A 486-nucleotide genomic window follows, 5' to 3' on the forward strand; every position below is an offset into this window, starting at 1 on the left:
CTTCCACCTCCAACCTATCTACCTCGTCGTCTTCAAGGGGTCTTACATACTGGGAAATCTCATCTTGAGGGGGGCTTCACGCTTAGATGCTTTCAGCGCTTATCCCGTCCGTACGTAGCTACCCAGCCATGCTCCTGGCGGAACAACTGGTGCACCAGCGGTACGTCCATCCCGGTCCTCTCGTACTAAGGACAGCTCCTCTCAAATTTCCTACGCCCACGACAGATAGGGACCGAACTGTCTCACGACGTTCTGAACCCAGCTCGCGTACCGCTTTAATGGGCGAACAGCCCAACCCTTGGGACCTACTTCAGCCCCAGGATGCGATGAGCCGACATCGAGGTGCCAAACCTCCCCGTCGATGTGGACTCTTGGGGGAGATAAGCCTGTTATCCCCAGGGTAGCTTTTATCCGTTGAGCGATGGCCCTTCCATGCGGTACCACCGGATCACTAAGCCCGACTTTCGTCCCTGCTCGACTTGTAGG

The 486-nt window shown here is 56.4% G+C and carries 1 rRNA gene; it reads right to left on the bottom strand.

The window, feature by feature from the left end:
- A 23S ribosomal RNA gene (locus tag L692_RS0108200) occupies positions 1-486 on the bottom strand; the annotation flags it as partial.

This window comes from Paenibacillus forsythiae T98, assembly GCF_000520735.1.
GTDB lineage: Bacteria > Bacillota > Bacilli > Paenibacillales > Paenibacillaceae > Paenibacillus_AQ > Paenibacillus_AQ forsythiae.